The organism is Sphingomonas sp. CBMAI 2297 (assembly GCF_029870595.1).
Lineage (GTDB): Bacteria > Pseudomonadota > Alphaproteobacteria > Sphingomonadales > Sphingomonadaceae > Sphingomonas.
Map to the genome: position 1 here is coordinate 303,369 of NZ_JAPDIR010000003.1, position 24,366 is coordinate 327,734.

Consider the following 24,366-nt stretch of genomic DNA (forward strand, 5'->3'; position numbering starts at 1 on the left):
GATGCGAGGTTCGATGCGATTGATGCTGGTGGGCGGGCTGCTGCTTGCGGGCGCGAGCAAAACGGCCATGGCGCAGCAGCGCGGGGGCAAGGCACCCGAGCTGGCCTATAGCCTGACCGAGGGGCAGAATCTCAATGCCTTTGTGCGGGACGGCAAGGTCGCGGCGCACCTGCTGCTGCGCAACGGCAGCGATCCGCGCATCCTCGTCGCCTTCCCCGCCGGCAACAGCGGCGTCGGCCTGTGGTTCGAGCCTGTAGCCCGTCCCGCCACCTGGCGGCTCGAGCAGGCGCCGCGCCCGGTCACCTTCGCCGATGCCAAGGGTCGCCCGCTCCACGGCATCGAGAGCATCGCGACGATCGATGCCGCCCGCCTCGCTCCCAAACAGGCAGTGCTCTCCAATGTCCGCTTCCTGCGCGACTATCAGTCGGTCAGCCGCTTCCCCGCCGAAGTGGCCGCGCCGATGCGCGTCGAGGGCAACCGCATCCTCTACGCCCGTGACCGCGTCGATGGCGCGCCGGGCTACAGCCTGGAGATCCAGGTGCTGGGCGGCCGGATCAAGAATGGCGCGATCGTCGCCGGTGCCGATGGCCGCATCCGCCTGCGCATCGTCGCCGCGACCGGCGATACGCCGCTGACCGGCCTGAGCAAGGCCGAGCTGCTCAATGCCAAGGCCGCCGCCGATCCCGCCGCGCGCAATGCCCTCGCCTTCCTCAGCTACCGCGAGAAGTTCCTCGCCGGCTCGTGGCGCTTCGATACCTATTTCGGCCGCGACACGCTGATGTCGGTCCGGTTGCTGATGCCGGCGCTCAAGGGCCCGGCAGTCGAGGCCGGGCTCGGCGCGGTGCTCGCCCGCCTCGACGACAAGGGCGATGTCGCGCACGAGGAGGGGCTCTCCGAATTCGCGCTGGTCGACCATCAGCACCATGGGCAGCCGGGCGGCGACACGCCGACGCTCGATTACGCGATGATCGACGACGACTATATGCTCGCGCCGGTCGCCGCCGAATATCTGCTCGCCCCGGCCAATCGCGCCGCCGCCGGCGCCTTCCTGGCGCGTGACGTGCCGAGCGTCGCGCATCCGGGCACCGCCCAGCCCGCCGGTGCGCTGCTGGTCCGCAACCTGCGCTTCGTGCTCGAGCACGCCGCGCCTTTCGCGAAGGATCCGAGCTGGAACAAGCTCGTCGCGGTCAGGGCCGGTCGCCTGACCGGCGAATGGCGCGACAGCGAGGAAGGGCTCGGCCGGGGCCGCTATCCCTATGACGTCAACGCCATCCTCGTCCCCGCCGCGCTCGAAGCGGCCGACAAGCTGCTCCGTGCCGGGCTGCTCGACCGCTTCCTGACCCCGGACGACCGCGCCGCGCTCGAACATGCCCATGCCATGGCCGCGACCTGGCGCGGCAAGGCGCCGGGCCTATTCGCCGTGGAGACCCCCGCCGCCGAGGCCGCGGCCCAGGTTCGCGACTATGCCGCCCGTGTCGGCGTGCCCGCCGCCCCGGCGCTCGCCGCGCTCAAGGGGCAGGCGCTGCGCTACCATGCGATCGCGCTCGACGATGATGGCAAGCCGGTGCCGATCATCAATTCGGACGAAGGCTTCGCGCTGCTGTTCGGCCATCCCGATCCGGCCGATCTCCAGGCCTATGTCGGCGCGCTGGCACGGCCCTTCCCGGCCGGGCTGATGACCGATATCGGGCTGCTCGTGGCCAATCCGGCGCTGGCCAGCACCGAAGTACAGGACCGCTTCACGCCGGCCGCCTATCATGGCGCGGTGGTCTGGTCATGGCAGCAGGCGCTGTTCGCCGCCGGCCTGGAGCGCCAGCTCGCCCGCACCGACCTGCCCGCCGCTACCCGCGCGGTGCTGAAGGATGCGCAGGCCAAGCTGTGGCGCGCGATCCAGGCGACCCGGGCGACGCAGAGCTCGGAGCTCTGGTCCTGGGCGTTCGAGAATGGCCGCTACAAGGTCGTCGCCTTCGGCGCCGGCAAGGCGGACGTCGACGAATCCAACGCCGCGCAGCTCTGGAGCACCGTCTATCTCGCGGTCCAGCCGCCCAAGGCGGCACCGGCGAAGAAGAAGCGCTGAGCTGAGCCAACCCAACACCCCACCTCGGCCCGCCATCCCTCCCCGGGGTGGCGGGCGTTTTTTTGAGGGAGCGCCCTTCCCCCGCCCGTCATCCCCGCGCAGGCGGGGGATCCAGAGTCACGCAGGACATCGCTCTGTTGTCCTGGCCCCCACCTTCGCGGTGATGCCGATCACGAGGTCAACCCGCGGACAGAAACGCCGTCGCCGTGAGCCGCCCGGTCGCCGGATCGGGATCGAGCACCGCATCGGCCGCGATCGCCCCGCTGTGGAGCAGCGCGCTGCGATAGATCACCGCGCGATTGTACCGCGCCTCGACGTGCGCGATCCGCTCGAACAGGCTCGTATCGCCGAAAGGATAGGCCGCAGCCGGCGCGTCGGCGCGCAGCTCGGCATTGAGCGTGGCGAGATAGCCCGCCGAACGCGCCGCATCGATCGTCTCGAAGCCGGTCGCGCGGTGGCGGAAGAAGCCGGTGCCGTCGCCGCCTGTCGGCGCGAGATAATGGACCAGCGCGATCCGGCCGGGCTGCACGGCATCGACATGCGGCAGGCGCTGTTCGACGCCGAGTTCGCCCGGCGGCGTCGTCACGATCGAGAAGCTGGCATCGAGCAGGTCCACGCCAGAAACCCCGAACACTTCGCGCAGCACCGGCACCAGCGCGGGCCGCACCTTGGCGAAGTAGTCGACCGGCAGGGCCGCGCGGATGCCCGGATAATGATGCCGGCCGGGCTCGAACTTCGCCGCCAGTGCCGCCGCCCGCAGCGAATCCGGATCGGGATGAAAGCCGTCGACGATCGCGATCGGCTGGCCCTCGCCGCCGATCCGCCGGGCGACGATGTCCGGCTTCGTCACCCGCCCATCGCCGCCGCCAGCGCGGCATCGTGCAGCGGCAGCGTCGGCGCGGCGCGCTGGATCACTTCGGCGACCTGGCGGACCTGCGTGCTGTTGGCGGCACTGTCCAGCACGTCGGCGAGCGGATTATAGTCCTCCGCCACGATCTCCTGCCCGTTGAGCACGGCCAGCCAGCTCGCGTCGCGGAACAGCTCCTCGGGACCCAGCATCAGCCGGCCCGAGCGGCGATACTGCTCCTCGCGCGCCACCAAGGTCTCGGGCAGCGCCATCTCGCGCCGCTCGACCCAGAACGGGTCGCTCCGCCCGGGATTGGCATGATAGTGCAGGATCAGGAAGTCCTTGATATTGTCCATGTCGGCATTGAGCAGCGCATTGTACCGCGCGGCCAGCATCGGATCCATGTCGCGATCGGGGAACAGCGTCAGCAGCTTGGCGATGCCGCTCTGGATCAGGTGGATGCTGGTCGATTCCAGCGGCTCCAGGAAGCCCGAGGAAAGCCCGATCGCCACGACATTGCCGATCCACGCCTCGCGCCGCGTGCCCGCCGTGAAGCGCAGGGTGCGCGGCTCGGCCAGCGCCTCGCCGTCGAGATTGGCGAGCAGCATCGCGGTCGCCTCGTCCTCCCCCATGAAGCGGCTGGAAAAGACATGGCCGTTGCCGATCCGGTGCTGGAGCGGAATGCGCCATTGCCAGCCCGCCGGGCGTGCGGTGGAGCGCGTGAACGGCGTGGTATGCTCGGTCCGCGCGCAGGGCACCGCCACGGCGCGGTCGCAGGGCAGCCAGTGCGACCAATCCTCGAACCCGCCGCCCATCGTGCCGTCGATCAGCAGCGCGCGGAACCCCGAGCAGTCGATGAACAGCTCTCCTTCGATCCGCTCGCCGCGCTGGGTGGTGAGCGCGGTGATCAGGCCGCTTTCGGCGTCGCGCTCGACATCCTGCAACCGGCCTTCGACGCGCGTGACTCCGGCCGCCTCGGCGAGCCCGCGCAAATGCTTCGCATAGAGGCTCGCGTCGAAATGATAGGCATAGCCGAGCGTCGACAGGATCGAGCGCGCATCGCCCGTCGGCATGGCGAAGCGCCCCTGCCTGGCCAGCTCGGTCGCCAGCGAAAAGGCGGAGAGCGGCAGGTCCACGCCCTCGGCCCGCGCCTTCATCCAGCGATGGTGGAACGCCACGCCGGGGAAGCGCACGCCATATTCGCCGAACGGATGGAAATAGCGATGGCCGGGGCGCACCCAGTCGACGAACTCGATGCCCAGCTTGAAGCTCGCCTTGGTCTCGCTGAGGAAGGCGGCCTCGTCGAGCCCGATCAGTTCGTTGAACCAGTGGATCGTCGGGATCGTCGCCTCGCCCACGCCGACGGTGCCGATCTCCTCGGATTCGAGCAGCGTGATCCGCAGCGCCCGCCCGAACTGGCGCGACAATGCGGCGGCGGTCATCCACCCCGCCGTTCCGCCGCCCAGAATGACGACCGAACGCACGCGCCGCGGATCCCGGGCCATGGGGGAATTCGTGTCGGTGGATGCGGTCATCGGGAGGCTTCTCATGCTGGTGAAGCCCGGGATTAGCGCGCCGCGCCCGTCCTTGAAATGCATTTCCTTCCCGGATCCGCCCGCATTCCGGGCGGATCACCGGAGCGGGCCCCGCCGCTCCGGTGAAATGATCCTCTCCCGTGGATCTATTCCTGCCTCAGAAGGCCGCGCTGACCGAGAAGATCACCGCGCCGTCCGCGATCGAGCTGCCGTCCTTCACGCGCGAGAAATTGGGCTGGATATAGGCCGTATCGGCCTTGCTGATATTGGTGTCGACATAGGCGATGCCGAGCGTGAGCGGCCCCACGACCGCATCGGCGCCGAGCGACCAGTCGAGATACCTGCCGGTGGGCGCCACGCTGGTGCCGTTCGGCCCCAGGCCCGGATTGCCGCGCGAGCCGCCGAGATGCGCCTTGAGCGTGATCGGGGTGCCGGGAACGCCGGTGCTGGCGTCGGCCCATAGATAAAGATTGTCCTGCTTGTCGCCGGGGCGGCTCCGCGGGGTGTTGCTCCAATTGCCCAGCGCCTCCTGGCGCGGCGCATAGGCGACCCCGGCCAGCATCGAGACTGGCCCGATCGAGCTGCTGAGCTTCACATAGGGCTCCGCGAAGTCGGTCTTGTCCGCGCCCGAAGGGTACATGTACCAGGTGACGCCGACATCGACCGCCAGCCCGTCGCTCAGCTCTTTCTTGTAGCCGGCGATCAGGTCGAGCTCCATGTTCGCGCCGCCGAAGGTGCCCCAACCCGCAAGGCTCGAGCCCCAAGTGCCGATATAGAGGCCGCTTTCATGGGAGACGGTGATGCCGCCCTGAATGGCCATGCCCTTGTCGCTCTGCGACACGCCGCGAAAGCGATAGTCGGAGACGAGCGCGACATTGCCGGAGACGGTGATCGGCTTGGGCGGCGCTTCTTCCTGCGCCAAAGCCGGTGCGGCCGTGCAGCAAAGCACGGCCGCGATCAGATAGTGTTTCATGCGGGCATTCCCCTTAGCTTGAGAATGTTCCCGCCTGCGTCGGAAAGCGCGACCCTCTCATCCCGGGATGGGTAGTGGGAAGGGAGCCGCTGCTTTCCGACTTTCAAAGTGCCGGCCCAGTCAGGCCGGCGGGTTTCTCCTTTGTGAGAAAATGTTGCTGCGCCTCAGGCCGGCTGGAGCTTGCGGAGCTGATCGGGATGGCCGCTCAGCTCCACCTTCAGCCCGCGGGCCCGGCGCCGCTGCACCCAGTCACGCAGCGTTTCTGCGCTGGTATGGTCGATCGCCGGCACCTTCTCGAAGGCGAGATGGACCGGCTGGTCGCCCGGCACCGCGTCGAGCGCGCTGTTGAGCTTCGGCAGCGTGACGAAGGTCGCGGCACCGTCCAGATTGATCCGGTGCGTCTCCTCGCCATGTTCCGCGTCCACCTTCAGGCGCAGGCGGCGGAAGTGCGGCAGCAGTTCCAGCACCGAGAGGCCCAGGCCGACCAGCACGCCGGTCAGCAGGTCGGTCGCCACCACCAGCACGAAGGTCACCGCCCAGATCGCGGCGGGCAGCATGCCATAGTGATGGAACAGGTGACGGACATGGCTGACGCTCACCAGCTTCCAACCGGTGACGACGAGCACGCCGCCAAGCGCCGCCATCGGGATCTCGCGCAGCAGCCAGGGCAGCAGCGCGGCGAAGCCGAGCAGCCAGGCACCGTGGAGGATCGCCGACATGCGGGTGATCGCACCCGCCTGGACATTGGCCGAGCTGCGGACGATCACGCCGGTCATCGGCAGCGCGCCCGCGAAGCCGCAGAGCAGGTTGCCCACGCCCTGCGCGCGCAGTTCCTTGTTATAGTCGGTGCGCACGCCGTCATGCATACGGTCGACCGCGGCGGCCGAGAGCAGAGTCTCGGCGCTGGCGATGAACGCCACCGCGATCGCGGCGATGATGATCGTCGGGCTCAGGAACGAGCTCAGGAAATCACCGCCCGGCAGCGTCACCGCCGAGGCCAGCGAATCCGGCACCGCGACGCGGACGACGTCGAGGCCGAAGCCGAAGGCGACCAGCGTCGCGCCGACCACGCCGACCAGCGCGCCCGGGATCAGGCGGAGCGCCTGGGGCTTGAGCTTGTCCCAGCCGAGCATCAGCACGATCGTCAGCACGCCCAGGCCCAGCGCCAGCTCGGTGCCGGCGATGTTGGTCGGGTCGAGGCCGAACAGACGGCCCGGCAGCGCCGCGAGATTCTCGAGGCCGCTGGAGAGCGGCTTGGCGTCGAACAGCGTGTGGAACTGGCCGACCACGATCAGCGCGCCGATGCCGGCGAGCATGCCGTGCACCACGGCGGGCGAGATCGCGCGGAACCAGCCGCCGACCTTCACGACACCGGCCAGCACCTGCAGGGCGCCGGCGAGGACGAGGATGGCGCCGAGCGCGGCAAGGCCGTGCTCGCGCACCAGTTCGAACACGATGACGGCGAGGCCCGCCGCGGGGCCGCTCACCTGGAGCGGCGAGCCCGCGATCAGGCCGACGACGACGCCGCCGATGATGCCGGTCAGCAGGCCCTTTTCGGGCGGCATGCCGGACGCGACGGCGATGCCCATGCAGAGGGGCATCGCGACGAGGAAGACCACGATCGAAGCCGTGAAGTCACGGACGACCCAGCCCTTGGGGAGGGTAGCGGAGGTCATTCGGCGGCTTCCACCAGGTCGAAGTCGGCGGCGCGGCGCTGGGCGGGCTTCACGGCCACGGGCAGCGGCTGATCGTCACGGACGATCTGGAAGCGGCTGGTCTCGCCGTCGAGCGCCAGGATCTGGCCGGCATGGATATCGACGAACCAGCCGTGCAGCGCGATCTCGCCGCGCGCGATCCCGGACGCGACCGAGGGATGGGTGCGCAGGTGCGCGATCTGCGCCACGACGTTCTCGAGACTGATCGCGCGGACGCGAGCGGCTTCGTCGAGGCCCGGATAGGCATCGGCGACGACCTTCTGCGCCGCGTCGCTGTGATTCAGCCACACCGCGACATTGGGCATGCCCGCCACCATCTCGGGATGGGCGACTGCCTTCATCGCGCCGCAGTCCGAATGGCCGCAGACGATGATGTCGCGCACGCCGAGCGCCATCACGGCATATTCGACGGTCGCCGAGACGCCACCGATCTTCTGCGCGAAGGGCGGGACGATGTTGCCGGCATTGCGGCAGACGAACAGGTCGCCCGGGTCGGCCTGCATGATGTGCTCGGGCACGACGCGCGAGTCGGCGCAGGAAATCATCAGCGCCTTGGGGCTCTGCCCCTGGGTTGCGAGCTTGCCATAGAGGTCGCTCTGGTTCGGGAAGACGGTCTTCTCGAAGCTGAAGACCCGACCAATCAACTCGTTCACGGTTACAACTCCTTTTACAGCGGATTGCAACCTAAGGAGCCAGTTTTGCCGCAGCGCAGCGGAACTGTGAGAAAGTGTTGCCGTCAGCCGGGCAGGCGGATTTCCGCGATCAGGCCCCCGCGCTCGGCATTGGCGAGCGTCAGCCGCCCCTTCTCCAGCGCGACTGCCTGCTGGACGATGGCAAGGCCCAGGCCCAACCCCTTGGTATTGCGCCCACGCTCGACATCGAGGCGGACGAAGGGGCGCATCGCCTCCTCGATCTGCGCCGGCGGAATGCCGGGCCCGTCATCCTCGATGCGGAAGACCAGCTCGGTTTCCTCGTGCCCCACCGTCACCCGAACGGACTTGCCGTAGTGCAGCGCATTCTCGATCAGATTGCTCAGCGCGCGGCGGAGCATCGACGGGCGCGCCACCCATTCCAGATGCTGCGGCCCCGAATAGCGCGCGTCGCGCCCGCGATCGGTGGCGTCCTCCACCAGCGTTGCCGCCATCACCGCGACGTCGACGGCGACGGCCGGCTCGGGATCATCCTCGCCCTTCAGGAAAGTGAGCAGCGAGGCGATCATGTCGTCCATCTCGCTGACATCGTCCTGCATCGCCCGGCGGCTGTCCTCGTCGCGGACGTCCTCCAGCCGCAGCTGGAGCCGGGCGAGCGGCGTGCGCAGGTCGTGCCCCACCGCGGCCAGCGCCTGGGTGCGGTTCTCGATCAGCTCATGGATGCGGCGCTGCATGCCGTTGAAGGCGTGGATCAGCCCGCGGATCTCCGCGGTGCCCTCTTCCTCCACCACCGTCACCCCGTCGCCCGAGCCGACCCGGCCGATCGCGCGGACCAGCTTGCGCAGCGGCAGCAAGGTGCTCCGGATCAGCAGCGCGCCGAGCGTGAGCAGCAGCAGCGCCGGCACCAGCGCCACCAGCGTGCGCTCGATCGCGAACTGCCAGACCTGGACCGCCTCGCGGGTCTTGAACACGATCCAGCTGCCATCGGCCAGGCGCATCTCGCCGGCGACCACCGAGCCATGCGCGCTCGGCGCCAGGCGCAGTTGCAGGTGCGACGCGGCCAGGCCCTTTTCCCAATTGGTCACCTGCGCCTCCATCCGCTTCTGGCGCGGCGGAAAGGCGGGGCGCTCGGGGATGGTGGGCGACCAGCGGACGATGTAGCGATCGGTGGTGAGCTCGCGCGCAGCGTCGGACCGCTCGGCCACCGGACGCTCGCTCAGCAGCTTCTCGGCGATCACCAGATGCTCGGCGAGCCGGTGCGCGTCGCTCTCCTCGATCGAGTAGCGCGAGGCGCGCTCGTACAGGAAGGTGCTCGCCCCGAACTCGATCGCGACGGTGAGCAGCAGGATGAGCAGGATCCTGCCGAGCAGTCCCAGCGGATGGCGCGGCACCAGGCTCAGGAGCGGGTTACCTCTGTACGGAAGATATAGCCGATGCCGCGCACCGTGCCGATCGGCGGCTGATGGCCGGCGGCGGAGATCTTGCGGCGCAACCGGCTGACGAGCACGTCGACGCTGCGATCCGAGCTGTCGCCGAGGCGGACGCGCGACAGCTCGACCAGGCGCTCGCGCGCGATCACGCGCTGCGGCTGGCTCAGAAAGGCCGCGAGCAGATCGAACTCCGCCCCCGTCAGCTCGACCACCGCGCCGCTGGGCGACTTCACTTCGCGGCGCGGGAAGTTGACGGTCCAGCCATCGAAATGCGCCTGGGTCTCGCGGTCCCCGCCCGCCATCCGCTCGAGCCCGCCGCGGCGGAGCACCGCGCGGATGCGCGCGATCAGCTCGCGGGTGCTGAACGGCTTGCCGAGATAATCATCGGCACCGAGCTCGAGCCCGAGCACACGGTCATGCTCATTGCCCTTGGCGCTGATGAAGATGATCGGCACGTCGCTCTTGCGCCGCACTTCGCGGCACAGATCGATGCCGCTGGTGCCGGGCAGCATGATGTCGAGCAGCACCAGGTCCACCGGCCCATTCTCGAACGCCAGCCACATCTCCGGCGCCGTGGCCGCCTGGCGGACCGAATAGCCATTTTCCTGAAGCGCCCGCGCGGTGAGGGTGCGCAGGGCCGGATCGTCTTCCACCAGCACGATGACAGGGGCGCTCATGCCATGGTCTCGCAAAAACTCATTGCCGGCACTTAGGCGTCTCCCGGGGCACCCTCAAGGCTGACCCGCGATTACAGCAATGCTTTGTCACGAACCAGCATGGCTTCGCAACCGGCGGGAAAATCTTCCTTACAGGCGGGCAAAGCGCCGCTCAGGCGCCGCCGTTATCTCCGGACATTGCACAAAGGAGATTGCATGAAACTCGCCCTGGCCGCCGCGGCGGCGCCCATCCTGCTCCTCGCCCCGGCCGCGCAGGCCCAGTCGCTGCACGAGACTCACCAGCTGGTCTGGGCGCCCTCGGGCAAGACCCCGGTTGCGCATTGGCGCATGCGCGACAAGCCGGCCTGCCAGCCGGCGCAGAGCCATCATCAGGCGGGCAAGACCGCCCTGCCCGCACGCGCCAGATGCGACGCGCAGAACGTATCGGCCAAGGCCCGATAGGGACACACCCCTCCTTCCCGTGTCCCCGGCCCGCGCAGCCCCACCTGCGCGGGTCGTCCTTGCCGCCGGGCGCGCTGCCGGGGCCCCGAACCTAGCCCCGGCTCGAGCGCTTGATCTCGGCCAGATCGATGCCGAAGCGGGCGATCTTGTCGTACAGCGTCTTGCGCGGGACGCCGAGCTCGGCGAGCGCCAGCGACACTCGGCCGCCATGCCGCAGCAGCGCATCGCGGATCAGATTCTCCTCGAACTTGGCCACCCGCGCCGGCAGATCCGCCCGGCCGCCCGCCCCCTCGGCACCGGCGAAGCTCCGGCCCGCCGCCACTTCGAACGCGAAGTTCCTGAGCTCGCGCACATTGCCCGGCCAGCCATGCCCGGCGAGATGCGCGTGCACCGCCGCGTCCAGCACCACGTCGCCGACACCCAGCTGCTGCTTGGCTTCCTCGATAAAGGCCGCGAACAGCAGGAACACGTCGCCGGCGCATTCGCGCAGCGCCGGCACGCGCAGCCGCATCGTCGCCAGGCGATAGTAAAGGTCCGCGCGGAACCGCCCGGCCGCAACCGCTCCGGCGACGTCTTCCTTGGCGGTCGCGATCACGCGCAGGTCCACCGGCTCCGGACGTTCCGCCCCGATCGGCTGCACTTCGCGCTCCTCCAGCACCCGCAACAGGCGCGCCTGCATCGCCAGCGGCATCGAATCGATCTCGTCGAGCAGCAGCGTGCCGCCGCTCGACGATGCGATGCGCCCGGTGCGTGACAGCCGGGTATGCGGCACGCTGTCGGCGGCATGGCCGAACAGCTCGATCTCCGCGATCCCGTCGGGCAGCGCCGCGCAATTGACCGCCACGAAAGGCTTGCCCCGCCGCCGGCTGCTCCGGTGCAGCATCCGCGCGACCAGTTCCTTGCCGGTGCCGGTCTCCCCCTCGAGCAGGATGTCGACATCGGTCTCGGCGAGTTGCCCGATCATCGCCCGCAGCCGGACCATCGCCGGGCTCTCGCCGATCAGCGGGCTTTCCTCCTGCGCGGCGGCCGCCGCCGCGGCGCGCAGGCGGCGATTCTCGATGACCAGCGCGCGGCGATCGAGTGCGCGGCGGATGGCGGCGAGCAGCCGTTCGGTGGCGAAGGGCTTGGGGATGAAGTCGAACGCGCCATCGTGCAGCGCCGCGACCGCCATCGGCACATCGCCATGCCCGGTGACGAGCAGCACCGGGATGTCGCCATCGACCGCCAGGATGCGCGCGAGCAGCTCGAGCCCGTCCATGCCCGGCATGCGGATGTCGGACACGACCACGCCGGGAAAGTCCGGCGTCAGCCGCCCCAGCGCCGCCGCCGCGCGATCGAACGGCAGGACCTGGAGCCCGGCCAGCTCCAGCGTCTGGACCGTGGCGAGCCGGAGCTGCTCGTCATCCTCGACGAACATCACGGTGGCATTGTCGGGCGCGAGCATCATGCCGCCTTCAGCAGGAGGTGGAACGCCGCGCCGCCGCCCGGATTGGCGGTGTGCGCGATATCGCCGCCGAACTCGCGCGCGATGTCGCGGGCGATGGCGAGGCCAAGGCCGAGGCCGCCCGGCTTGGCCGAAGTGAAGGGCGAGAACAGCGTGTCCGCGATCTCCGGATCGACGCCCGGTCCATTGTCGATCACCGAAAGCCGCACCGTCTCCCCTTCCCGCGTGCCCTCCACGAGCACGCGCGCCTCCTTCATGCCCTGAATCGCATCGAGCGCATTCTGGAGCAGGTTGATCAGGATCTGCTCGAGCCGGATCCGGTCGCCCCGGACGACGACCTGGCGCAGTCCCCTGGGCATCTTGAGTGTCACCACGCCGCGCGCGCGCTCGCCGAGCAGCAGCAGCGTGCCGTCGAGGATCGAGCCCAGCTCGGCATTCCCCTCGGCCGGAGTCTTGCGCCGGGCAAAGGCACGGAGCTCGGCGGTGATCGTGCCGATCCGCTCGGTCAGCGAGACGATCTGCGCCAGATTGGCGCGCGCATTGTCGGGCGCCGCCCGGTCGAGGAAGGTCGAAGCATTCTCGGCGAAGGTGCGGATCGCGGCGACCGGCTGGTTGATCTCGTGCGCCACGCCGGCGGTGATCTGGCCGAGCGAGCCGAGCCGGCTGGCCTGGGCCAGCTCCTCGCGCGCCGCGCGATAGCGGCGATCGGCTTCGATACGCTCGTCGGACTCGACGATCAGCCGGGCATTGGCGTCGCGCAGCTCGGCGGTGCGTCGTTCCACCTCCGCTTCCAGCCGCGCCTGGTGATGGCGCTGCAGACGGCGCTTCTCGGCCGCGCGCAAGGCGAAGCCGAGCAGCATGCCGGCCGTCAGCAGGATCGCCAGCGCGATCAGCAGCGCCTGGGTGCGCGCCGCGGCCAGCGGCGGCTCGAGCGGCGCGAGATGGATCAGATGCGCGCCCGCCAGCGGCGCCGGCTCGGCGGCGGCGCGATAGCGTTGCGGCTTGCCCCCGGCCGCCACGCTCGCCGCAGCACCGTCGATCGCGAGCGGCGCGCGCCGGGGCGGCTGCGCACCGAACTGGAGCGTGCGGCGCGCATCGGCGAGCGTCGCCGCATCGAGCGCCCGCGTGGTCTGGAAGCGCCAGGCACGAATCGACGTGACCAGAATCACGCCATGGGCATCGGTGACGATGGTAATGCCCGGCGCGCGCGCCCAGGCGGTCTCGACATCGTCGAACTCGACCTTGACCACGACCACGCCCAGCGCCTGCCCGCCGCGATCGACCCGCCGCGCGAGATACAGGCCAGGCCGGCCGCTGATCGTGCCCAGCGCGAACAGCTCCGAGGCGCCGCGCTCCATCGCGTCGCGGAAATAGGGCCGGAAGCCATAGACCTGGCCGACAAAGCTGGTCGGCAGCCGCCAGTTGCTCGCGGCGACCGTCCGGCCGTGGCGGTCGATGACGTAGATCACCGCGGCATCGGTGCGTGCGGCGAGCAGTTCGAGCGTGGCGTTCAGCCGGCGCTGCGCCACCGGATCGCCGCCGCGCAGCGCCGGCGCGATCTCCGGATTCTCGCTGAGGACCAGCGGCAGCAGCCGGAACTTCTGCAGCTCGCTGGTCAGCAGCCCCGCATGCGCGCGGGCCGTCTGCCGCGCCATCGCATCGGCGGAAGCGCGCGCCTGCCCCATGGCCCAGCGGCTGCCCGCCCAGGCGAGCAGCAGGATCATGGCGATCGTCGCGCACGCGAGCAGCAGATGCCGATACCGAAGCGCCGCCAGGAATCTCATTTGTGCGGTTTATCGCACATTTCAGGAGAATCCGCGCGGACTTTCACACGCTTTTCCGCGGCGGCATCGGGGCTCGATTCACAGGAACATATATAACTCAAATACTTATCCCAAAAAATCCGAAGCGCTGGAGGGCCGCAGCAAGAGGGATATGGTGCACGGCCAAGGCCCCGACACAAGAGGGTGCGCGCGCCATGCCGGCGCGACGAGAGGAGAATATGATCATCCAGTCGATCCCCGACGGGCAGCCCAGCGCTGCCCGCAAGCCCTTTTACCGGCACCTCTATTTCCAGGTGCTCGTGGCGATCGCGCTGGGCGTGACGCTCGGTCATTTCTGGCCATCCGTCGGCGAGTCGTTCAAGCCGCTTGGCGACGGCTTCATCAAGCTGGTGAAGATGGTGATCGCGCCGGTGATCTTCCTCACCGTGGTGAGCGGCATCGCCGGCATGCGCGAACTCGGCTCGGTGGGCCGCGTCGCCGCCAAGGCGTTCGGCTATTTCCTGTTCTTCTCCACGCTGGCGCTGATCATCGGCCTGGTCGTCGCCAATGTCGTCCAGCCGGGCGCCGGGATGAACGTCGACCCCAGCACGCTCGATGGCAGCGCCGTCGCCGACTATGCGCACAAGGCACACGAGACGACCGTCATCGGCTTCCTGATGTCGATCATCCCGACGACGCTCCCCTCTGCCCTGACCGAGGGCTCGATCCTGCAGACCCTGTTCGTCGCGGTGCTGTTCGGCGTCGCCATGGTGCTGGTCGGCAAGCCGGCCGAGCCGGTGCTCGACCTGGTCGAGCGAGTCGCGCTGATCGTCTTCCGCATCGTCGGCATCCTGATGCGCGTCGCGCCCCTCGGCGCGTTCGGCGCGATGGCCTTCACCATCGGCAAGTACGGCGTCGAGTCGCTCGGCAACCTCGCCTGGCTGGTCGGCACCTTCTATGCCACCTCGCTGTTCTTCGTCCTGGTCGTGCTCGGCGCGGTCGGCTGGTTCAACGGCTTCTCGATCTTCAAGCTGCTGCGCTATCTCAAGGCCGAGCTGCTGCTGGTGCTGGGCACCTCCTCGTCCGAGGCCGCGCTGCCCAGCCTGATCGCCAAGCTGGAGCGCGCGGGCTGCGAGAAGGGCGTGGTCGGCCTGGTCGTGCCGACCGGCTATTCGTTCAACCTGGACGGCACCAACATCTACATGACGCTTGCCGCGCTGTTCATCGCGCAGGCGACCGGCGTGCATCTGAGCTGGGAAGAGCAGATCCTGCTCGTCCTCGTCTCGATGCTGAGCTCCAAGGGCGCGGCCGGCGTCACCGGCGCCGGGTTCATCACCCTGGCGGCGACGCTCTCGATCGTGCCGAGCGTGCCGGTGGCGGGCATGACGCTGATCCTCGGCGTCGATCGCTTCATGAGCGAGTGCCGCAGCCTCACCAACTTCGTCGGCAACGCGGTGGCGGCGATCGTCGTCGCGCGCTGGGAAAACAAGCTCGATCGCGCGGCGCTGGATGCCGCGCTCTCGGGTCGCACCCTTTCACAGCCGGAGAGCCTGGAGCGGAGCCAGGCGGCCTAGAACAAGATCAACAGACCAAAACAAACAAGAAAAAACAGAACAGGGAGAGAAGACATGAGGAAAGGATATCGGCACATTGCCTTGACGGCGGGCAGCGCGCTCGGGGTGCTGATGCTCGCGCAGGCGGCACAGGCGCAGGAAGTGCAGGTCCCGGCGGGCCAGGAGGCACCGGCGGCCCAGGAAGGCAGCGTCGCGACCGACGAGATCGTCGTGGTCGGCACCCAGATCAAGGGCGCCAGCACCACGGCCGCCCTCCCCGTCTCGGTGATCGACGCCAACCAGATCGACGCCACCGGCGCGCTTTCGGGCGACGAGCTCTTCCGCTCGATCCCGCAGGCCGGCGACGTGACCTTCAACGAAGCGAACAATCCGCAGACCAGCAACGCGGCGCGCGGCGACGTCAACTCGATCAACCTGCGCAACCTGGGCGTGGGCAACACGCTGGTGCTGCTCAACGGCCGCCGCCTGGTGAACCACCCGACCAGCCAGGCCGGCGACGGCAACGTGCCCGTGCTCGGCTACAATGCCAATTCGCTGCCGGTGGCGGGCATCCAGCGGCTCGAGATCCTGCGCGACGGCGCGGCGGCCATCTATGGCTCGGACGCGGTGGCGGGCGTGGTCAACACCGTCACCAAGACCAACATCCATGGCGGCTCGCTCGACTTCCGCTATGGCGGGGCCGAAGGCACGCATCGCCGCGAGTTCCAGGTGACCGGCACGGCGGGCAGCAACTTCGCCGGCGGCCGCGGCAACGTCTCGCTGTATCTCGACTATACCCATCGCACCGCCCAGCTGGCCGAGGACCAGCCCTATACGGCGACGGACAACCTCATGTCCTATTTCGCCAACGATCCCGCCTATGCCGGCAACCTGACCGCCGACGGGCGCGCCACCCAGTCGCCCTGGGCGAACCTTGCCGTGGTGGGCGGCCCCGGCACGATCCGCCGCAGCCCGGGCAACCAGGCGCTGACCTCCTCGGCCGGCGCCTTCCATACCCAGTCGAGCGCCAATCCGGGCTGCCTGGTGGCGCTCAGCGCCGACACCTGCCTGGGCAGCGGCACGCGCGCGACGGCTTCGACGCTGCGCTCCGAACGGTTCGACACCCGCCCGGGGACAACGGTTTCGCCGCGCATCAACCGCTACAACAGCTTCGCCAGCGCGCATTACGACATTTCGGACAGCCTGACCGTCTATGGCGAGGCGGGCTTCTATTATGCCGAGACGCGCCGCATCCAGCCGCCGACGATCAACCTCAACGCCATCGTCATTCCGGCCTCCAATTATTGGAATCCGTTCGGGCCGACCACGATCAACGGCCAGCCCAATCCGAACCGTATCCCGAATCTCACCAACGTGCCCGCCGCCGGCCTGCCGGTGCGCCTCTCCACCTATCGCTTTGTCGATGCCGGCAACCAGGTGGTGAACGTCACCAACTGGCAGTCCCGCTTCCTGGGCGGCCTGAAGGGGCAGATCGGCAGCTTCGATTTCGACAGCGCGTTCCTCTATTCGGCGGCGCAGGCGACCGACGTCTCGAACGCCATCAACATGACCAAGCTGCAGCAGAATCTCGCGCTGTCGACGCCGGATGCGTATAATCCGTTCAGCGGCGGCTGCGCGGCGACGCCGAGCGTGGGCGACTGCTCGCCCGCTTCCGCCGCGACGATCGACTCCTTCCAGTTCAAGCTCAAGCGCCGCTCCCGGACGACGCTCGCGCTGGCCGACTTCAAGATGTCGAACGCGCGGCTGCTCGCGCTGCCGGGCGGCAATCTGGGCGTCGCCTTCGGCATCGAGGGCCGCCGCGAGACTCAGCGCGACGACCGCGATCCCAACCTCAACGGCACGATCGGCTTCGTCGACATGGTGACCGGCGAGACCAACCTGTCGAACGTGGCGGCGGTGAGCCCGACGCCGAGCACCAAGGGGCACCGCGAAGTCTTCTCGGCATTCGCCGAACTCGCCGTGCCGCTGGTCTCGCCCGAGATGCGCGTGCCGCTGGTCCATCGCCTCGATGTCCAGCTCGCCGGGCGCTACGAGCATTACAGCGACTTCGGCTCGGTGGCGAAGCCCAAGGTCGCCGCGGCCTGGGACCTGGTCGACGGCCTGCGCATCCGCGGCTCCTGGTCGCAGGGTTTCCGCGCGCCGAACCTGGAGCAGACCAACACCGTCGCCTATTCGCGCCTCAACTCGAACACCGATTATTATCGCTGCGAGGCGGATCTGCGTGCCGGGCGCATCGCCAATTACAGCGCCTGCTCGCGCGGCATCAGCTATTCGATCTTCGTCAGCGGCAATCCGAACCTGAAGCCGGAGAACAGCACCAGCTGGACGCTGGGCACGGTGCTCCAGCCCAAGTTCATCCCCGAAAGCGCCGGGCGGCTGACGCTCACCGCCGATTTCTGGTCGATCAAGCAGACCGGCATCGTCGGCCAGTTCGGCGCGCAGAACGCGCTGGTGCTCGACTATCTGCTGCGCCTGCAGGGGTCGAGCAACCCGAACGTGATCCGCGCCGCGCCGACGGCGGACGACACGCCGGTCTTCACCGGCACCGGCCTCGCGCCCGCGGGCGTCGTCACCCGGATCAACGACCAGTTCGTCAACCTGCTGCCGCAGACGGTGCAGGGCGTCGACCTGGCGCTGCTCTACAATGTCCGCACCGGCATCGGTAAGTTCGACCTGGCGCTGAACGGCGCGCGGCTGACCAAATTCTCGCGCGATACCCCGCCGGCGGTACAGGCATTGTTCGACGCGCGCACAGCCGGGCAGATCAACGCCGCCACCCCGCTCACCGACGCGCGCGACCTGATCGCGGACCGCGGCAAGCCCAAATGGCGCGTCACCGGCTCGCTCACCTGGTCGAAGAGCGGCTGGCAGATCGGTGCCTTCGCCAACTATATCGACACCGTCTACGACAGCAATTTCCTCGACGCGAACGGCCGCCCCTACAAGCTGGACGGCCAGGTGACGTTCAACCTCTATACCCAGTATCGCTTCAAGGGCGGGGTGCTGGACGACACGCGCATCCGCATCGGCGCGCGCAACATCTTCGACAAGCAGCCGCCGATCACCGCGGACGGCTATCTGGGCTCGCTCTACAGCCCCTATGGCCGCCATCTCTACATGACGATCGGCAAGAGGTTCTGATGCTGCGCCTGTCCTTCCTCGTCTCCCTCCTGGCCGCGGTTCTTGCCGCGGCCAGCCCTGCCCTCGCCCAGGACGGGCTGGGCAAGCCCGAAACCTACCGGGTGTGGCCGGGCGAGGCGCCGGGCTTCGGCAAGCCTTCGGGGCCGGAGAAGATCGGCAATGAGGGCGGACAGACCGGTTCCTGGTCGAACATCTCGGAGCCGCGCTACGAAGTCTATCGGCCGAAGCGTCCCAATGGCGCGGCGGCGCTGCTGCTGGGTGGCGGCGGCTATTTCCGCATCCAGATCGGCTCGGCCAAGGACGTCGCGGCCAAGCTGGCGGCGGCCGGCATCACGCCGGTGATCCTCTATTACCGCCTGCCCGGCGACGGCTGGAACGCGGACGCGCCGTTCCAGGACGCGCAGCGCACGCTCCGGCTGCTCAAGGCGGGGGCCGCGCGCTGGGGCCTGGATCCCGCGCGGATCGGCGTGGTCGGCATGTCGGCCGGCGGGCACCTCGCCGGGATGATGGCGACGCGCGGCAGCCATGACTTCTATCCGCCGGCGGACGAGGCCGACCGGCTGAACGCCGTCCCGGCCTTTGCCGGGATGATCTATCCCGTCGTTTCGATGCGCCCGCCGATCGATACGACGCAAACGCGCAAGAAACTCTCGGTCCTGCCCGATTATCGCGACGCCTTTTCGGTCGAGGCGCAGGTGGGGCCGGATACGCCGCCCGTCTTCCTGGCCCACGCCACCGACGATCCCATCGCCAATGTCGAGCATTCGCTGCGCATGTTCGCGGCGATGCGCGCGGCCGGGCGGCCGGTGGAGCTCCATGTCTTCGAAAAGGGCGGGCACAGCTGGGGCGCCGGCAAGCCGGGCACCCCGGTAGCGCAATGGCCGAACCTGTTCCTCACCTGGCTGCGGCTGCACAAGGTCCTGCCCTGATCCGCGCCGTTACGGGGCGGGCTCGCATTCGGTTAGGGGCTCATATTTTCCCATTCCCGCCATCCCCGCCTTCGCGGGGATGACGGAACCAGCATGAGGCCCCCAACCTAGGCGCGCTCCCCAGCACAGTCCGAACAGCATCCCGGAAGCTCCGCGAAGATCCGGTGCGCCCGGAAGCCGGCGCGCCCGGCCGCCGCTTCGACCGCCGCCCGCACCGCTTCGCCCGGCGCCACCAGGATCGCGCCGCAGTGCGTGCAATGCAGGTAGAGCGGCTGGTCGCCATCCTCCCGCAGCAGATAGCCGCGCGCCAACAGCAGCTTCTGCACCTTGCCCGCATCGACGAGCTGGCGCAGCGCCCGGAACACCAGGCTGGGCGCGGCCGGATCGCCGCCTTCCCGCAACCGCTCGACCAGTTCCAGGCCGCCGAGCGGACCGGGGGCCTGTGCGAGCAGCGCGGCGATCCGCTCGGCCAGCGCGCCCGCGCGGCGCCTAGCCATGGCGGTGGCCGCGATGCCGCAGCCGCCAGTTGCCGATATGCGCCGCGGCAAGGCACAGGCTGCCGGCGACCGTCATCGGCGCCTCCGCCGCGCTCTCGGCGAAGACGAGCGCCGCGGCGGCCATCAGGGAGAGCCCGGCGCCGCCGAGCGCGAGCATCTCCGGCTGGTCGTGCCGGCGATAGCCGCCGATCAGCGCCAGCGCCGAGCTGGGGATGGCGAAGGCAAGCAGCCAGAGGTGCAGCTGTTCGGGAATCGCCAGCACCCGCGACAATGCGGGCAGCGCCGCGAGCAGCAGGGGCAGCCCGGCGCAATGAACCAGGCAAAGCAGGGACGCGCCGACCGCCGCGCGCTCGATCAGGTCGATCGCGCGGGTCCGGCCTGCGTGCGGATCGCAACGCATGCGGTATCTCCAAGCCGAAGGGATGGCCGGGCGGCGCGCGTTCGCGGCGCGCCGCCCGGCGGATCAGAAGCCCAGCCGCAGCGTCGCCCGCAGGTCCCGGCCGGCCAGCGGCGCGAAGTCCTTCAGGAAGCTCGAATGGCGCCGCGCATCGACATCGAAGATGTTGTTGGCGCTCAGCGTCAACGAGATCTTCCGGTTCTGCGCGAACGGCCGGATGCTCAGCGAGGCGTTGGTGAGCGTATAGCCGGCGGTCGGCGTCTCGAACGCCGCGATCCGGTCCTGCGCCCAGACATGCTCGAGCTCGACGCGCGCGGTCAGCCGGCTCGACTGCGCCTCGAGGCCGCCGAGCACGCGCAGCGGCGGGATGCGGGGCACCGGATCGCCATTGCCCTGGCTGGCATGGACATAGTCGCCGAGCAGGTCGAAGTTGATCGCATAGTCGCCGATCCGGGCCAGCCGCGCCGACAGGTCGCCCTCGAGCCCGTAATAGCGGGCCTTGACCTGCTGGAACTGGAAGCAGGGCAGATCGACGGTGCGGCCGCTCGGCAGCGCCGCCGCCTGGCAGACGCTCTGCGCGACCTGGTTCTCGGAGATATAACCGTCGAACCAGTCATAATAGGCCGAGGCGTCGAAGCTGAACCCCTCCTTGTGGACGTGCAGCGTCGTCTCGAGGCCCCAGGACTTTTCCAGCCCGAAATTGGGATTGCCGAGCTCCCAGGCCTGGGTGCCCGCATGGCCGCCATTGGCGAACAGCTCCTCGCCCGAAGGCGCGCGCTCGGTCCGCGAGGCGTTGATGCCGATGCGGACATCGTCGGACAGGGCATAAGAGAGCCCCGCCGACCCCGAAAAGGCGTCGTAATTGCGCTTGGCATTGGGGAAGCGCAGGTCGCCCGCCGCCGGGTTCGACTGGAGGCTGCTATGCTCGTAGCGAATGCCGCCCTCGGCACGCAGCTTGCCGAAGTCGAACTGCTGGAGCGTGAACAGGCCGATCTGGCTGGTATTGTTCTGCGGCAGGAAGGCCTCGTCCCCCACCACGTTGAAGTCGCGATGATAATATTGCACGCCCGAGGCGCCCTGCCAGCCGCCGCGTTTGGCCTGGACCAGCTCCAGCCGCCCCTCGAAGCCCTTGTTGTAGAAGGCGGTGCCGATCGAGCCGTCCTCCTCGAGCTCGAAATGGCGATAATTCGCATAGCCGGCGCGCGCGCGGACCTTGGAGAGGAAGCCGCCCCCGGTGTCGATGTCGGCGCGGAAGTCGAAACGGTTCTGGAGCACGGAGAGGCGCGGCGCCTCCTGCTCCTCGCCCGAGGCGAGCGCATAGCGGATAGGCACGCCGTACAGGCTGTCATAATGCGAATAGGACACGCCGATATTGGCGGTATCGCTGACATAGGCCAGGCCGGCGCCCGCGGTCCAGGTCTCGGCCTGGGTGTTGGGCAGCTTGCCCCGGAGCGCCGCGGTTTCGGCGAAATCGGGATCGTCGGGCGTGGTCGGCCCCGCCGCGGCGGCGAGCGCCTGTGCCCGGGCGGAGGGGCTGAGCACATAGCCGCCGATCTTCAGGTCGTCGCTCTTGGAGTAGGAGCCGTCGGCATGGAAGACGAAATGCCCGCCCAGCGCGACATCGCCCGAGCCCGCGATCGAGCGCTCGTTCGCGGCCGAGCCATAAGTGGCGATCGCGTCCACGTCATAGCCGTTCTCGGGCAGCGCGCGCGGGATGCGCTTGTCGATCACGTTGACGACGCCGCCGATCGCCGAGGAGCCGTAGAGCAGCACCGACGGGCCGCGCAGCACCTCGATGCGCTCCGCCAGCAGCGGATCGATGATCACCGCATGGTCGGCCGAGGTGTTCGAGACGTCGATCGAGCCGATCCCGTCGGTGAGCACGCGGACGCGCTCGCCCTGGAAACCGCGCAGGATCGGCCGCGAGGCGCTGGGGCCGAAGGAAGTGGCCGACACGCCCGGCTGCTTGGACAGCGTCTCGCCGATGCTGGGGCGCAGATCGCGGGTGAGCACTTCGCCCGAGACGACCGAGGTGCCGGCGAGCACGTCCCGCTCGCTGGTCGGCAGGATGCCCGTAACGACGATCTCGTTGCCCTTGTTGCCGGTCGTGCTCTGCCCGTCCGGGCCGCTGTCACCGGCCGGGGCGGGAGTGGCCGGGGGCGCCGGCGGGTTGTTGCTGTCGGGGCCGGCGGCGTGCGCGGCGGCGGGGATGGCAAGCGCGAGCGTGGCCGCGCGCAGCAGGAACAGATGACGCATCGAAAATGACTCCGAGAACCTTGATTTTATCGCGGGAGGGACGCGGACACGAGGCCCCGGCGCGCAATTGCACCGGGGTGGTCCCGATTCCCTAGGCTTGGAGCCGTTGTGGCGGCGCCCGGCTGCGCGTGGTTCGCGGAGGTGCGAAGAAGGATAATATGGGCAGGCGCACCGGCGCGGCGCGGAACGCGACCGGGGCCGGAGCGGCAAGCGCGACCGGCGCGGGCAGCAGCACCGCTCCGATATTCGCCACTTCCCGGCAGATCGGGCAGTTCGCCGGGGAATCCGCGGGCGCCTGGCGATCCGTCGCCTTGCCCGCGCCGGCCGGGGCAAGCCCCGCCGCTTCCAGGGCGATGCCGCGATCGAAGTGATTGTGCGTCTGGACGACGGCGCCCTGCCAGACGAACGCGAGGAGCAGGGCGCAGAGCAGCGCCCACCGCGTCACGGTTCGCTGCCCGCCCCGCGGCGCCCTCGTTTCGCGCAAGCGATTCGGGCGACTGCCGTTCACGGCCGAGGCGATGCAACAAAGATGTTATGTTGTAAAGTCTCACCTGCGGGCGACCGGGACACGACCGCGATGGAATCGGCCCCTCCCCTCGCCCGCGCGCGGTGACGGACCAAAGCATCGGTCGCGGCCCACCTCCGGCCCGGGCCCTACGCCCCCATTTTTCGTCACCCCCGCCCGCGCGGGGACGACCGGGATGCCAGCGGCGATGACGGGGGAAGAACGGGGCGACGAGAGAAGATCATGGCTCCTCGACCTGGCGCTTGGCCGGGACACGCCGCTGTCGTAGCAGCGCCGCCCCGCACTGCCCCGGCGCAAGTGGCGTAATTTTGCAACTGCCACGCGGGATGTTCGCGACATAGGACATCAGTAGTCTTTTTGGAATTGAAATAGATTTTCACCTATGACAGCTTCACTACGATCGGGGCGTGGAATCGGCACCCCGGCACGGCAAGGCCGCGGCCACGCGGCGGGTAACTGGGGTAATATTCATCGATGAGAACGTCTCGCCGCGGCGCCATGGCATGGGGAATGGGAGGCGCCGCCCTCGCCTCCGCCGCGCCCGGGCTCGCCCGCGGCGCGGAACGCACGCTGATCCTGTCGACCTGGGATTTCGGCGCCGCCGCCAACGCCGCGGCCCATGCCCAGTGGCGCAGGACCGGCAGCCTGCTCGACGCAGTCGAAGCCGGCGCCCGCATTCCCGAGGCCGATCCCGAGAACCATTCGGTCGGCCATGCCGGCTATCCCGATCGTGACGGGCATGTGACGCTCGACGCGATCATCATGGACGACCGCGGCAATGTCGGCGCGGTCGCCGCGCTCGAGGATTTCGCGCATCCGATCTCGGTGGCGCGTCGCGTGATGGAAAAGACGCCGCACACCTTCCTGGTCGGCGAAGGCGCGCACCAGTTCGCCGAGGCCGAGGGCTTCGACAAGGTCGCGATGCCGACGCCGGCGGCCGAGAAGGCATGGCGCGACTGGCTCCGGACCGCCCGGTACAAGCCGGTCGTCAATATCGAGAACCAGCGCGGCTCGGCGCTCGACCATGACACGATCGGCATGTTGTTCTGCGCGCCGGACGGGCGGCTGGCCGGCGCCTGCACCACTTCGGGCATGGCGTTCAAGCTGCGCGGCCGCGTCGGCGATTCACCCCAGGCGGGATCGGGCCTGTTCGTCGAGGCCGGCGTCGGCGCCGCCACGGCCACCGGCGTGGGCGAGGAAGTCACCCGGATCGCCGGGTCGGCGCGAGTGGTCGCGTCGATGCGCGCCGGCATGTCGCCCCAGGCCGCCTGCCGCGAGGCCGTGCTCCACATCGCCAGGCTGCGCGGCGACGCCGTGCGTGACGCGCAGGTGGGGTTCCTCGCGATCGACCATCACGGCCGGATCGGCGCGTTCGCGCTCCAGCCCGGCTTCACCTTCGCCGCGACCGACCTTGCGGGGCGGACGCGGGTCCAGGCCGCCCAGAGCCTGAAAATGCCCGCAACGACCAAGTGACCGTATCTATTTCCAAAAGGG

At 69.1% G+C, this 24,366-nt stretch carries 19 protein-coding genes; 6 read left to right on the forward strand and 13 right to left on the reverse strand.

Annotation, left to right across the window (positions count from 1 at the left end; all coding sequences use genetic code 11):
- The first annotated feature begins 1 nt into the window (after position 1).
- Entirely contained in the window at positions 2-2,077 is a 2,076-nt protein-coding gene (locus tag OMP43_RS06415) for a hypothetical protein (protein ID WP_280278901.1), read from the forward strand.
- Positions 2,078-2,255: 178 nt separating this feature from the next.
- Here the strand turns inward: OMP43_RS06415 and OMP43_RS06420 are convergent, their stop codons facing one another.
- From OMP43_RS06420 to OMP43_RS06450, 7 genes are all read right to left on the reverse strand, one after another.
- Positions 2,256-2,927 carry a DUF6445 family protein gene (locus tag OMP43_RS06420; RefSeq protein ID WP_280278902.1) on the reverse strand — a complete coding sequence of 224 codons (672 nt, stop codon included), beginning with the start codon at positions 2,925-2,927 and terminating at the stop codon, positions 2,256-2,258.
- Positions 2,924-4,459, reverse strand: a complete 1,536-nt coding sequence (locus OMP43_RS06425; protein ID WP_280278903.1) for a tryptophan 7-halogenase — start codon at positions 4,457-4,459, stop codon at positions 2,924-2,926. Before OMP43_RS06425 ends, OMP43_RS06420 begins: the two co-directional genes overlap by 4 nt.
- A gap of 157 nt (positions 4,460-4,616) precedes the next feature.
- Positions 4,617-5,432 (reverse strand): TorF family putative porin, encoded by an 816-nt coding sequence (locus OMP43_RS06430; protein ID WP_280278904.1) that lies wholly within the window; start codon positions 5,430-5,432, stop codon positions 4,617-4,619.
- A gap of 164 nt (positions 5,433-5,596) precedes the next feature.
- Positions 5,597-7,108: a SulP family inorganic anion transporter gene (locus tag OMP43_RS06435; protein ID WP_280278905.1), complete on the reverse strand. Its 1,512-nt coding sequence runs from the start codon at positions 7,106-7,108 to the stop codon at positions 5,597-5,599.
- On the reverse strand, positions 7,105-7,800 hold the full coding sequence (locus tag OMP43_RS06440) for a carbonic anhydrase (RefSeq protein ID WP_280278906.1): 696 nt from the start codon (positions 7,798-7,800) through the stop codon (positions 7,105-7,107). Before OMP43_RS06440 ends, OMP43_RS06435 begins: the two co-directional genes overlap by 4 nt.
- Positions 7,801-7,883: 83 nt before the next feature.
- A complete protein-coding gene (locus tag OMP43_RS06445) occupies positions 7,884-9,191 on the reverse strand; it encodes an ATP-binding protein (RefSeq protein ID WP_280278996.1) in 1,308 nt (435 codons plus the stop codon).
- A gap of 2 nt (positions 9,192-9,193) precedes the next feature.
- On the reverse strand, positions 9,194-9,904 hold the full coding sequence (locus tag OMP43_RS06450) for a response regulator transcription factor (RefSeq protein ID WP_280278907.1): 711 nt from the start codon (positions 9,902-9,904) through the stop codon (positions 9,194-9,196).
- 195 nt (positions 9,905-10,099) lie between these two features.
- Here OMP43_RS06450 and OMP43_RS06455 point away from each other — a divergent pair, with 195 nt between their 5' ends.
- The gene (locus OMP43_RS06455; protein WP_280278908.1) at positions 10,100-10,345 is read left to right on the forward strand and encodes a hypothetical protein; all 246 of its coding nucleotides are present in this window, start codon (positions 10,100-10,102) and stop codon (positions 10,343-10,345) included.
- Positions 10,346-10,436: 91 nt separating this feature from the next.
- Here the strand turns inward: OMP43_RS06455 and OMP43_RS06460 are convergent, their stop codons facing one another.
- Both OMP43_RS06460 and OMP43_RS06465 read right to left on the reverse strand, forming a co-directional pair.
- Entirely contained in the window at positions 10,437-11,789 is a 1,353-nt protein-coding gene (locus OMP43_RS06460; protein ID WP_280278909.1) for a sigma-54 dependent transcriptional regulator, read from the reverse strand.
- On the reverse strand, positions 11,789-13,573 hold the full coding sequence (locus tag OMP43_RS06465) for an ATP-binding protein (protein ID WP_280278910.1): 1,785 nt from the start codon (positions 13,571-13,573) through the stop codon (positions 11,789-11,791). The genes OMP43_RS06460 and OMP43_RS06465 overlap by 1 nt, the downstream gene beginning before the upstream one ends.
- Before the next feature lie 218 nt (positions 13,574-13,791).
- On the opposite strand from OMP43_RS06465, the gene OMP43_RS06470 reads away from it, so the two are divergent.
- The 3 genes from OMP43_RS06470 to OMP43_RS06480 are packed head-to-tail and all read left to right on the forward strand — an operon-like array spanning position 13,792 to position 19,196.
- Complete coding sequence (locus OMP43_RS06470) at positions 13,792-15,126, forward strand: dicarboxylate/amino acid:cation symporter (protein ID WP_280278997.1); 1,335 nt, start codon at positions 13,792-13,794, stop codon at positions 15,124-15,126.
- A 54-nt stretch (positions 15,127-15,180) separates the two neighbouring features.
- Entirely contained in the window at positions 15,181-18,267 is a 3,087-nt protein-coding gene (locus OMP43_RS06475; protein WP_280278911.1) for a TonB-dependent receptor, read from the forward strand.
- Positions 18,267-19,196: an alpha/beta hydrolase gene (locus tag OMP43_RS06480; RefSeq protein WP_280278912.1), complete on the forward strand. Its 930-nt coding sequence runs from the start codon at positions 18,267-18,269 to the stop codon at positions 19,194-19,196. The genes OMP43_RS06475 and OMP43_RS06480 overlap by 1 nt, the downstream gene beginning before the upstream one ends.
- A gap of 107 nt (positions 19,197-19,303) precedes the next feature.
- On the opposite strand, the gene OMP43_RS06485 is transcribed toward OMP43_RS06480, so the two are convergent.
- The 4 genes from OMP43_RS06485 to OMP43_RS06500 all read right to left on the reverse strand — a co-directional run bounded on the left by OMP43_RS06485 (position 19,304) and on the right by OMP43_RS06500 (position 22,791).
- Entirely contained in the window at positions 19,304-19,693 is a 390-nt protein-coding gene (locus OMP43_RS06485) for a hypothetical protein (RefSeq protein ID WP_280278913.1), read from the reverse strand.
- Positions 19,686-20,093, reverse strand: coding sequence for a MerC domain-containing protein (locus OMP43_RS06490; protein ID WP_280278914.1), 408 nt, complete (start codon positions 20,091-20,093; stop codon positions 19,686-19,688). Before OMP43_RS06490 ends, OMP43_RS06485 begins: the two co-directional genes overlap by 8 nt.
- 63 nt (positions 20,094-20,156) lie before the next feature.
- Positions 20,157-22,346 carry a TonB-dependent receptor gene (locus tag OMP43_RS06495; RefSeq protein WP_280278915.1) on the reverse strand — a complete coding sequence of 730 codons (2,190 nt, stop codon included), beginning with the start codon at positions 22,344-22,346 and terminating at the stop codon, positions 20,157-20,159.
- 91 nt (positions 22,347-22,437) lie between these two features.
- Positions 22,438-22,791, reverse strand: coding sequence for a DUF2946 family protein (locus tag OMP43_RS06500; protein ID WP_280278916.1), 354 nt, complete (start codon positions 22,789-22,791; stop codon positions 22,438-22,440).
- A 591-nt stretch (positions 22,792-23,382) separates the two neighbouring features.
- Between OMP43_RS06500 and OMP43_RS06505 the strand changes: the two genes are divergently transcribed.
- Positions 23,383-24,345: a N(4)-(beta-N-acetylglucosaminyl)-L-asparaginase gene (locus OMP43_RS06505; RefSeq protein ID WP_280278917.1), complete on the forward strand. Its 963-nt coding sequence runs from the start codon at positions 23,383-23,385 to the stop codon at positions 24,343-24,345.
- Positions 24,346-24,366 lie beyond the last annotated feature (21 nt).